Raw genomic sequence first — 10,958 nt, 5'->3', positions numbered from 1 at the left:
ATATTCAACGTTAATATTTTATCTAAATTTGCGCCTCGGATAGTAATCGAGAGACATGAGTAAAAAAATATATATAATCTCCCTTTTTTGTATCTGTTTTTTGTTCCCTTATAAAGCCGTTGCTCAATCTACTGTAATAACCGGGATTGTTACCGATTCGGTTACGAATGAACCTCTGCCTTACGTGTCGGTTTTTTTGAAAGGTCCTCAAGTTGGGGTAACGACAGATGATGAAGGGCGTTTTTCTATAAAAACTTCTTCTGCGTTTTCTAAGATTATTTTTACTTCTTTGGGTTATCGAGGGAAAGAGATATCGGTAAAACGTGGAGGAACGCATACTTTAGAAGTCAAGTTGGTACCTTCGACCTATGATGTAAAGGAAGTGATAGTAAGACCTAAAAGAGAGCGTTATAAAAGGAAAGGAAATCCGGCGGTAGATTTTGTCAAGAATATCATAGAACGGCGTGATCAAAATTCTCCGGAAAACCACGATTATTATAATTATGAACAGTATGATAAACTGACATTGGCCTTGAATGATTTTTCTGAGGAGCAAAAGAAGAAGTGGTTGTTCAAGAAATTCCAGTTTATTTTTGATTATGTAGATACTTCGGAGGTCTCCGGAAAACCGATACTGACGGTTTCGATCAAAGAAAAAATAGCAGAAAACCACTATCGAAAGAGTCCTACCAGTCATAAACAACAAGTGACAGGGATAAAAAGAGCGGGTATAGACGAGATGTTCAACCAGGAGAGCCTACAACAGTTCTATGATGAGGTGTTTAAAGAGGTTGATATTTTCGGCAATGATGTAACTATGTTGTTGACACGCTTTGTCAGCCCTTTGTCAAATATAGGACCGGCTTTTTATCGTTATTATTTGATGGACACCATACAAATAGAAGGTGAAAAGTGTGTCGATTTGGCATTTGCTCCTTTTAACTCCGAATCTACAGGATTTGTCGGACATTTGTATGTTACGTTAGATTCTACTTATTTTGTTAAAAAAGCAAAGCTTACAGTTCCTAAAGCCATTAATTTGAATTATGTGGAGAATCTTGTTATTTCTCAGGATTTTAAACGATTTCCGGATGGCACTCGTATCAAGACAAAAGATGATGCTGTTGTAGAATTTAGAATATTGCCCGGTACGCAGGGACTGTATGCCCGACGTCTGTCTACTTACACAAAACATAATTTTTCACCTCCTGCCGATATGTCTATCTTTAGTAAGGAAGGGCGTGTGATTGTTGATGAAATGGCGGAGGTAAAGCCCGAAGCTTTTTGGATCGATAATCGGCACGTAGCAGTGAAGTCGAAAGAAAATGCAGTCGATAAGTTGCTGGTCCGTTTACGGGAAGTGCCGGTGTTTTATTGGACGGAAAAGGTTATATCTATTCTGATTTCGGGATATATCGAAACCTCAAAGGAGAGTAAATTCGACTTCGGACCGATGAATACGACGATCAGCGGTAATTCTGTAGAGGGTGCGCGTTTTAGAGTAGGAGGTCTGACTACGGCAAATTTGAATCCGCATTGGTTCGGTAACGGTTATCTTGCATACGGAACTCGGGATAAGAAATTCAAATATAAGGCCGAGTTGCAGTATTCTTTCAATAAGAAAAAATATCATCCTGGAGAATTCCCTGTACATTCTATCCGGTTGATGCATAGCTATGACATTAATCAGCTCGGGCAACATTATTTATATACCAACAAAGACAATGTATTTCTGGCATTAAAACGTATGGAAGATGTTCGCTCTACCTATTTGCGGAATACCGAGTTAGGATATTTGCGTGAACATAAGTTCGGATTTTCATACGGTTTGGATTTGCGCTATAAGACAGAAGAGGCAACGAAATGGGTACCGTTCAAACCGTTAGCAGGAAATGAATTTAAAAGATATTCCGAAGCTGAAGCTGAAATAAAATTGCGTTATGCTCCGAATGAAAAATTTTATCAGACGAAAGGTCAACGTTATCCGATTACAAAAGATGCACCGGTATTTACATTATCTCATGTCGTGGGATTGAAAGGTGTCTTTGACAGCAAGTATAATTATAATCGCACCGATTTCAGTGTAAGAAAAGCATTTTGGTTTTCAGCTTTCGGTCATTTGAATGTTATGCTTCAGGCCGGAAAAGTTTGGAACAAAGTTCCTTATCCCATGTTGATCATACCGAATGCCAATCTTTCCTATTTAATCCAACAAGGCTCTTATTCGTTGATGAATCCGATGGAATTCATAAATGATTCGTATGCGTCATGGGATTTGACCTATTTTGCTAACGGTATATTATTCAATCGTATTCCGTTGGTTAAGTATATGAAACTTAGGGAAGTGATTTCTTTTAAAGGCATGTTCGGACATTTATCCGATAAAAATAATCCGGCATTACATCCCGATTCCGATTTTTTATGGGCTTTCCCGTCGACAACCCGTATGATGGATAAGAAGACACCTTATATGGAGTTCGGAGCTGGTCTCGACAACATATTTACGATATTGCGGGTCGAATATGTCTGGCGTTTGACTTATCGTAATCATCTCGGAATAGATCGTTCGGGAGTGCGCATTGCCATGCATTTCTCGTTTTAGAGTTCTGCTATCGAAAGATAAAAAGATGCGTCCGTTTTGGGAGTAGTAGCATATACCTTTACGTCGTATGTCCTGGCGTCGGTAACAAACTTTTGCAATAACAGTTTTGTCGTTATGGCACATATTGCTATAATGATCATTAGGCTGAAACTCCTTCTTTTAGTAATAAGTCGTTTCATGTTTTTATATATTTAAGTTATAGCGCAAAAATAAGCAGGGAGGCTTTATCGGTTATTTAAGTTTTACTTAAATGGCAATTAAAAAACGGCTTAATACGAAGTTGTTGCTGAAATTTGTGAGGCAGATGAGACTTTTTTAATTTAATGATTAGGGAAATATAATGCTTAAATATAAAAATCGGTGCAGTTTATTTTGATATACGACATTCTGAACTACACCGATTTTTATGAAATGATTATTTATTTAAAATAACCTACCGGATGATTTAAAAAAGGAGTCTGATCTCCCGTAAGTTTCAAAGCCTTTTTTAATGCTGCTTTATCCATACTTCCGCGTGGAACGGTTGCCATACCTGTTCCTGCACAAAATAGCGATATATTTTGAGATACTATTCCGGCATCCATTGCTCCCCAGTCGCTGCTTGTATCAGATACTAAAATGAGACATACCGGTGCTTTTAAAGGTCTTACATCTCCGGAGCTGACGGGTTCGAGTGTATTCTTTTGGGGATTATATAAGTAGCTTCCGTCTGCTGTACAAACATATACTTTTATATCTTGTTTGTTCATTGCCGATGGAGACGTTCTTTTCCCCGATTCAGGGCGGTTGATACCGTTTGCCGCCCAGCAAAGATCTGAAAGATCCTTAAGACTTAACTCTTTCGTAGAGAATTCCCGGGTAGATTTTCTGTTTTTTAGTGCTGTCATTACGGCATCCCCCCGTTGTGTGTCCGGAGCATTCAGTTGTATTGTTTTGAGTTCTTTAGCTTGAGCGCATCCGCAAGCTATGATTCCGCAAACCGTAATAGATAATAATAAATTTTTCATCGTGAAGTGTTTTTAAAGAAATTCTAATTGTTTATTTATGAATAAAATTTCGTCATTCGATAAATGCACGTCGGCGGCTCGGGCATTGGAGATTACCTGTTCTTTGTTACGAGCTCCGGCTAAAGCAATGGTAATGCCCGGGTGATCGATTGTCCAGCGTAGTACAAGTTGAGAAAGGGTAATGCCTTTTTCATCGGCAATCGGTTTTATTTTCGCTAAAAAAGCGTTGGTTCTGATAATACTGTCATCTGTGAAATACGGATTGGTTTTTCGGTGGTCTCCTTTTTTAAAGTTTTGTCCCGGTGTCATTTTTCCTGTCAATAATCCTCGTTCCATAGGACTATAAGCAATTACCGATTTTTTGTTCCGGATGCAGAATGGAATGGTCTTGTCTTCACTTCCTCGATTTACCATGCTGAAAGGAATTTGGTCAGATATTATATTTACTGCTTTATCAGCTTCCTCAATCTGTTCAGGTGTGTAGTTGCATACTCCGGCATATCGGATTTTCCCTTGTTCGATAAGGCGGGCTACTGCTTCGAATGTTTCCGATATAGGGGTCGTTATATCGGCCCAATGTATTTGATAGAGATCTATATAGTCGGTTTTTAATCGTTTCAGGCTATTTTCACATTCCTGTATAATACTCTCTTTTCCGGCATATTTATAGATATCGATATCTTTCCCCTGATTATTTTGGCTGTGGACATAGAAATTTCCTTTATTCAAGTCCCAACGTAACCCGAATTTTGTCAGTATTTGCACTTTGTCGCGGGGAATATCTTGTAATGCTTCTCCGACAATCTCTTCACTTTCTCCTTGTCCGCATATCGGGGCGGTATCAAAGGAGATCATACCTTCAGCGTATGCCGCACGCATGGCCTTGATTGCTTCATGCCGGTCTGTTTGTCCCCACATCCAACCCCCTGCAGCCCATGCGCCGAAAGCGATAGCCGATAAAGTAAGCTCTGAATGTTGCAGTTGTCTGTATTCCATAATATATCTGATTTTATAAATGTATGATATATTAATAACAAAATTAAAAGAAGTAAGATTGTTCCCGATATTATTTATTGAATAAAATAGTGTGGTTTTACATAATTTATGATTTGAAAGCAAGGTGTAATCTTCTGAAACAGAAAACAAACATTCTTGTAATATGCAGGAAATATAACTGTTGTTCTTTTGTTAAACGAAAATTAAAATTATTCTATGACAAGAACAAAAGTCTCTACGGTGATTCTGTCGGATGTACATATCGGGTCAGAGCATTCAAAAGTGAAAGAGTTGACTTCTTTCCTGAAAAATATCGATTGTGATAAGCTTATTTTGAATGGAGATATTCTGGATGGGTGGAAGTTGCAGCGAAATCCCTTCGGACGCTGGAAACGTTCTTATACGGAACTTATAAAAGTTATTATGAAAATGATGGAAAAACACGGAACGAAAGTTATTTATGTTCGTGGAAATCATGATGACTTTTTAGATAAGATACTGCCTTTGTCGCTTCCATCCGTTTCATTGGTAAAGGATTATGTACATATATCTCACGGAAAACGTTATTACGTAACGCATGGAGATGTTTTTGATAATATCAGTACACATTTGGTCTGGCTGGCTAAACTTGGAGATTATGGCTATTCAGCTCTCTTGTGGATAAATAGGATATTGAATAATTATCGACGGAAACAGGGAAAACCTTATTACTCTTTTTCACAGTCTGTCAAACACAAGGTAAAATCTGCCGTATCTTATATTTCAGATTTCGAGAAGGAACTGACAGCACTTGCAGCAGCCCGTCATTTCGACGGAATTATTTGCGGACATATTCATCAGCCGGCAAATACATGGTATGGAAATATTCATTATCTCAATTCTGGTGACTGGGTAGAGTCTCTTAGCGCTTTGATCGAGCATGTAGATGGTACGTGGGAGATATATCATTATGAAGAGTGTTTATTTGAAAATGAAGTGTCCGAAAAAACCGCTTGATAAATTGTTCGTTATTTGTTTTTGTTTTATGGGTTATAGTCTAAAAATATATGAAGTATCTGTTTGTTGTACAAGGTGAAGGTCGGGGGCATTTTACTCAGGCGCTGGTAATGCAGGAGCGAATACGGATGAGGGGAGATGAAATTGCGGCTTTTTTGGTCGGGAAAAGTTCTGCAAGACAGTTACCCGATTATTTCCTAAATCAGGCAACAGCACCGGTTATTCAATTCGAGAGTCCTAATTTTTTGCCGGCAGCGCAAAATAAGCGTCCCGGGCTATGGAAAAGCGTATTTTATAACTTGTTGAAATTACCTGTTTTTATTTCGAATATGAATTTTATTCGGAAACAGATAAAACTATATGAGCCGGACATCGTGCTTAATTTTTATGAGTTGTTGACCGGATTGACTTATTTATTTATGCCTCCTTCGATTCCAATGGTTTGTATCGGACACCAATATATGTTTCTACATCGAAAATTCCGTTTCCCGAAAAAGTCTCCTGTCGAACTTTTCTTTTTGAAATTTTTCACTCGGCTTACTAGTATGGGAGCTGATCGAAGGTTGGCTTTGTCTTTTTATCCCATGGGAGATGATATTTCTCGTCACATTGTTGTCGTCCCTCCGTTGTTACGTTCCGAAGTCACCCGTTTAGAGCCTGTTAAAGGCGATTATATATTGGGTTATATGTTGAATAGTGGCTATCTTTCCGAAATAAGCAAATGGCATGAACATAATCCTGAAGAGACATTGCATTTTTTCTGGGATAAAAAAGATGCAGCCGAGAGGTTGGACATATCGTCTACATTTTCTCTGTTTCGAATTAATGACAAGTCTTTTCTGAAACAAATGGCAGGTTGCAAAGCTTATTCTACCACAGCCGGATTTGAATCGGTATGCGAAGCACTTTATTTGCAGAAACCTGTGTTAATGGTACCTGCACATATAGAACAGGAATGCAATGCTTTTGACGCTTTGCGTGCAGGAGCGGGTATCGTATCTGATAATTTCGATTTGAGTGCATTGTTGCAGTCTGTTGCGATTTACAAACCCAATACCCTGTTTCGAAGATGGGTCGCTAATGCTGATACGCTTATTTTCTCTGAATTAAAAGAGGTTTATTTATCTCATAAATATCCGGAACGAAAAGGTTTGATTTGGAATTATCATGCTTAATTTTTATAATTATCGGCAGCTGTCGAAGATAGTTTGGATATAGAAAAAAAATTGCTTCAATTCTGTGTAGCTTCGTTCTATTGTATTAAATTTGCACTCAATTTTTGGGGATCATTCTGAGAAATATCCATAAATCTTAAAGATTGTCGAACAATTGTTTCAATCTGTCTGTATATTTCTTTAGGATAAAATAATTTATAAGTAGAGAGGAGTACATGAAAAAAGTTCATATTATATCCCTTGGAGACACATATATGTTCCGTTTAGCTGTCGCTTTACGTGAAAAAGGATATAGTGTCAGTTGTTCCGGAGCGGATATTATGGGAGCTGAAGCTGATATTTTGAGGGAGAAAGATATTCTGTTGGCAGACTTACAGCCGATAAACGATCCTTTTAAGGAAAAGATCGACTTTGTCGTTTCTCCGTTGCAGTCGGTTTCTGATCATCCGGAACTTATTCGTGCAAAGGAATCCGGGTTATTGATCCTTTCTGTTCCGGAACTTGTGTTGAGAATGGCAAAAGATAAGATACGTTTGGTTTTTTGTAATCCTCGGCATCCGAACAGAATTATGAGTATGGTTCTGAAAGCCTTGCGTAAGCAAAACATGCGTTGCGATTACGTTGCGTTGAATGAGATTCCGGGTCAGGAGAAACAGATTTCTCTGAGCTATGATGCGCGGATTTCATTATTGGAGGGAGATGCTTTTCTTGAAGAGAAGCCATTGGCTCACCAGCAATATAAACCGCATATACTGATCATGTCCGATTTGTTGTGGCATCCGACGAAAACGCATTCGACTTTCGAATCTTATGTCGATTTCTGGAAGGGTATGGTCGCTTCGATCGAGCGGGACGGGAAATTTATATATAATCAGAATATTCCTTTACTTCAGGATTTGGCAGATACGGTCAGAGAGGATATAACAGCCGTTCCCTATTTACCGCATCCTATTGTAAGAACAGACGATAATATCGAGTTGGAAACCCGTTATGGACGAGTACCTGTAACATTATTTGATGAAGAATTTTTGGGCGATATCAATGCTGCTCGTTTAGCCTGTCGTCACTTAGGGGTGAATGATAAAGAGTTTTATGCGATTTTTGAATGTATATTCGGAAATTGTTAAAAATAAATTGTTTATTTGTTCTCCGGATAAATTTTGAAATATGATTATAGCCAGCCAAAAAAGGAAAGAAAATATCGCTGAGTATTTGCTCTATATGTGGCAGATCGAAGATATTATCCGGGCATATAAGCTGGATATCGATACTATCGATGAACAGATTGTCTCGAAATATAATGTCCCGGATGATAAAAAGAAAGAAATTCGGGAGTGGTATGAGAGCCTTATCGATATGATGAGACGTGAAGGTGTGGTGGAAAGCGGACATCTTCAGTTGAATAAAAATGTTATTATCGATCTTACCGATTTGCACCTGGCTTTATTGAAGTCACCGAAAGAACCGTTTTATGGGGCGACATTTTTCAAAACGCTCCCTTATATTGTTGAGTTGAGGGCAAAAACAGGAGACGAACCGGTTGGTGAAATAGAGACTTGTTTTAATGCGCTTTATGGAATCTTAATGCTTCGGTTACAGAAAAAGGAGATTTCTGAACAGACACAGGCTGCAATGAAACAAATATCGACTTTTTTAGCATTATTGTCTGAAAAATATAAACAAGAAAAAGCCGGAGATCTGGAATTATAAAATTTTAAAAAAAAACATCGCATGGCAAAAATTTTAGTAACCGGTGCTAACGGCCAGTTGGGTAATGAAATGCGCTGTCTGGCGGAAGAAGATAAAAAAAATACTTTTCTGTTTACGGATATACAAGATCTGGATATTACCGATTTGGAAGCCGTAATGAAGTATGTTGCAGGTCACGGTATCGAGGTTATTGTCAATTGTGCAGCTTATACTGCGGTCGATAAAGCAGAAGATAATGAGGATACTTGTCGAAAGATTAATGCTTTGGCAGTGGCGAATCTTGCAAAAGCAGCTGCAATGAATCGGGCTAAAGTCATTCATATTTCTACAGACTATGTATATAGCGGAGTCCATTATAAACCGTATTCGGAGAGTGACGAAACAGCGCCATGCTCGGTATATGGAGTTACGAAGCTTGAAGGCGAGCGGTTATTGTTTGATAATTGTTCCGATGCCGTTGTATTGCGGACCTCTTGGCTATATTCGGCTTACGGCAATAATTTTGTGAAAACGATGATTCGACTTGGAAAAGAGCGGGAGAAATTAAGTGTCGTATTTGACCAAATCGGTACACCTACTTATGCAGGAGATTTGGCAAAGGCGATAATGATTATTATCGATAATAAGACGTTTATTCCCGGTATCTATAACTTTTCGAATGAAGGAGTGTGTAGCTGGTATGATTTTACTAAAGCAATACACCGTATTGCCGGAATTAGGACTTGCGAAGTGCTACCGATAGAAGGAAGCGAATATCCGGCAAAAGCGACGCGACCTTTTTATAGCGTGATGAATAAGAAAAAAATAAAAGAGACATATTCGGTTTCCATACCATATTGGGAAAACAGTCTTGTAAAGTGTATTAATTTATTAATGAAATAATTATTGTAAAGTGGCTACGATAACCGAAGAGATACAAAAAAGAAGAACATTTGCTATTATCAGTCATCCGGATGCCGGGAAAACTACATTGACCGAGAAACTGCTGTTATTTGGGGGAGCGATTCATGTGGCCGGTGCTGTGAAATCGAATAAGATCAAGAAAACGGCGACTTCAGACTGGATGGAGATAGAAAAGCAGAGAGGAATTTCGGTTGCGACCTCGGTGATGGGGTTTAATTACGGAGATTATAAAATAAACATTTTGGATACCCCCGGTCATCAAGACTTTGCAGAAGATACTTATCGCACATTGACAGCTGTGGATAGTGTGATTATTGTTGTAGACGCTGCAAAAGGAGTTGAGATGCAGACTCGTAAACTGATGGAAGTGTGTCGCATGCGCAATACTCCTGTAATTGTGTTTGTAAATAAATTGGATAGGGAAGGACAAGATCCTTTCGATTTGCTTGATGAGCTGGAGTCGGAACTTAAAATAGGTGTGCGTCCGTTAAGCTGGCCTATCAATATGGGGCAGCGGTTTAAAGGAGTGTATAATATATATGAGGAAGGATTGAATCTTTACACTCCGAGCAAGCAGGTAGTCACCGAATCGGTAGAATTTAAAGACATTAATAATCCTGAGTTGGAAAAATATATCGGTTCAGAAGATGCCTCCAAACTTAGAACTGATTTGGAACTGATAGAAGGAGTATATCCTGAATTTGATGTTTCCGATTATTTAAAAGGCAATATAGCACCCGTATTCTTTGGATCGGCACTAAACAATTTCGGAGTAAAAGAACTGTTGGATTGTTTTGTGAAAATAGCGCCATCTCCCAGACCGGTACAAGCTGTAGAACGTGTCGTTAGCCCTGAAGAGGCTAATTTTTCGGGGTTTGTTTTTAAGATACATGCGAATATGGACCCCAACCACCGGAGTTGTATTGCCTTTGTGAAAGTCTGTTCCGGAAAATTTGAACGGAATGCAAACTATAAACATGTGAGAAATGGTAAATTTATGAAGTTCTCCAGTCCGACAGCTTTTATGGCACAACGGAAATCTACGGTCGATGAGGCTTATCCCGGGGATATTGTCGGGTTGCCGGATACCGGTAACTTTAAAATCGGAGATACTTTAACGGCAGGAGAGGAGTTGCATTTTAGAGGATTGCCGAGTTTCTCTCCTGAAATGTTCAAGTATATAGAAAATACTGACCCGATGAAAACAAAACAATTGAATAAAGGAATAGACCAATTGATGGATGAGGGTGTTGCTCAGTTATTTGTCAATCAGTTTAACGGGCGGAAAATTATCGGGACGGTAGGACAATTGCAGTTTGAAGTGATTCAATATCGTTTGCTACATGAATATGGAGCGCAATGTAAATGGGAACCTATCAGCCTTTATAAAGCTTGCTGGATAGAGAGTGATGATGCCGAGGCTTTGGAGAATTTCAAAAAACGGAAATATCAGTTTATGGCAAAAGATAAGGAAGATCGGGATGTATTTCTTGCAGATTCCAATTATGTATTGCAAATGGCGCAGACAGATTTTCCGAAAATAAAGTTCCATTTTACCAGTGAATTTTA

At 38.7% G+C, this 10,958-nt stretch carries 10 protein-coding genes; 7 read left to right on the top strand and 3 right to left on the bottom strand.

Going from position 1 to position 10,958, the window contains the following annotated elements; genetic code table 11:
• Window positions 1–55: 55 nt before the first annotated feature.
• Entirely contained in the window at window positions 56–2,602 is a 2,547-nt protein-coding gene (locus tag AC1WHX_RS06890) for a DUF5686 and carboxypeptidase-like regulatory domain-containing protein (RefSeq protein ID WP_481229054.1), read from the top strand.
• On the opposite strand, the gene AC1WHX_RS06885 is transcribed toward AC1WHX_RS06890, so the two are convergent.
• From AC1WHX_RS06885 to AC1WHX_RS06875, 3 genes are all read right to left on the bottom strand, one after another.
• Window positions 2,599–2,781 carry a hypothetical protein gene (locus tag AC1WHX_RS06885; protein ID WP_022389931.1) on the bottom strand — a complete coding sequence of 61 codons (183 nt, stop codon included), beginning with the start codon at window positions 2,779–2,781 and terminating at the stop codon, window positions 2,599–2,601. The two genes, AC1WHX_RS06890 and AC1WHX_RS06885, sit on opposite strands and share 4 nt — an antisense overlap.
• Window positions 2,782–3,021: 240 nt before the next feature.
• Window positions 3,022–3,609: a SagB/ThcOx family dehydrogenase gene (locus AC1WHX_RS06880; RefSeq protein WP_122303447.1), complete on the bottom strand. Its 588-nt coding sequence runs from the start codon at window positions 3,607–3,609 to the stop codon at window positions 3,022–3,024.
• A gap of 12 nt (window positions 3,610–3,621) precedes the next feature.
• The gene (locus tag AC1WHX_RS06875) at window positions 3,622–4,605 is read right to left on the bottom strand and encodes an aldo/keto reductase (protein ID WP_303115648.1); all 984 of its coding nucleotides are present in this window, start codon (window positions 4,603–4,605) and stop codon (window positions 3,622–3,624) included.
• A gap of 216 nt (window positions 4,606–4,821) precedes the next feature.
• Between AC1WHX_RS06875 and AC1WHX_RS06870 the strand changes: the two genes are divergently transcribed.
• From AC1WHX_RS06870 to AC1WHX_RS06845, 6 genes are all read left to right on the top strand, one after another.
• A complete protein-coding gene (locus tag AC1WHX_RS06870) occupies window positions 4,822–5,601 on the top strand; it encodes a UDP-2,3-diacylglucosamine diphosphatase (RefSeq protein WP_009317168.1) in 780 nt (259 codons plus the stop codon).
• A gap of 50 nt (window positions 5,602–5,651) precedes the next feature.
• Window positions 5,652–6,776, top strand: coding sequence for a glycosyltransferase family protein (locus AC1WHX_RS06865; RefSeq protein WP_122337117.1), 1,125 nt, complete (start codon window positions 5,652–5,654; stop codon window positions 6,774–6,776).
• 215 nt (window positions 6,777–6,991) lie between these two features.
• Window positions 6,992–7,903, top strand: a complete 912-nt coding sequence (locus tag AC1WHX_RS06860) for a hypothetical protein (RefSeq protein ID WP_022389935.1) — start codon at window positions 6,992–6,994, stop codon at window positions 7,901–7,903.
• Between the two features lie 40 nt (window positions 7,904–7,943).
• Window positions 7,944–8,486 carry a DUF4924 family protein gene (locus AC1WHX_RS06855; protein WP_009317165.1) on the top strand — a complete coding sequence of 181 codons (543 nt, stop codon included), beginning with the start codon at window positions 7,944–7,946 and terminating at the stop codon, window positions 8,484–8,486.
• Window positions 8,487–8,507: 21 nt separating this feature from the next.
• Window positions 8,508–9,368 (top strand): dTDP-4-dehydrorhamnose reductase, encoded by an 861-nt coding sequence (rfbD, locus tag AC1WHX_RS06850; RefSeq protein ID WP_022389936.1) that lies wholly within the window; start codon window positions 8,508–8,510, stop codon window positions 9,366–9,368.
• Window positions 9,369–9,378: 10 nt separating this feature from the next.
• Window positions 9,379–10,958, top strand: a 1,580-nt coding sequence (locus AC1WHX_RS06845) for a peptide chain release factor 3 (RefSeq protein ID WP_122337120.1), incomplete at its 3' end; no start/stop codon positions are given.

Source organism: Coprobacter sp., assembly GCF_982436375.1.
The sequence above is the reverse complement of the archived record's forward strand: the minus strand, read 5'-3'. Positions and strand labels throughout refer to the sequence as shown.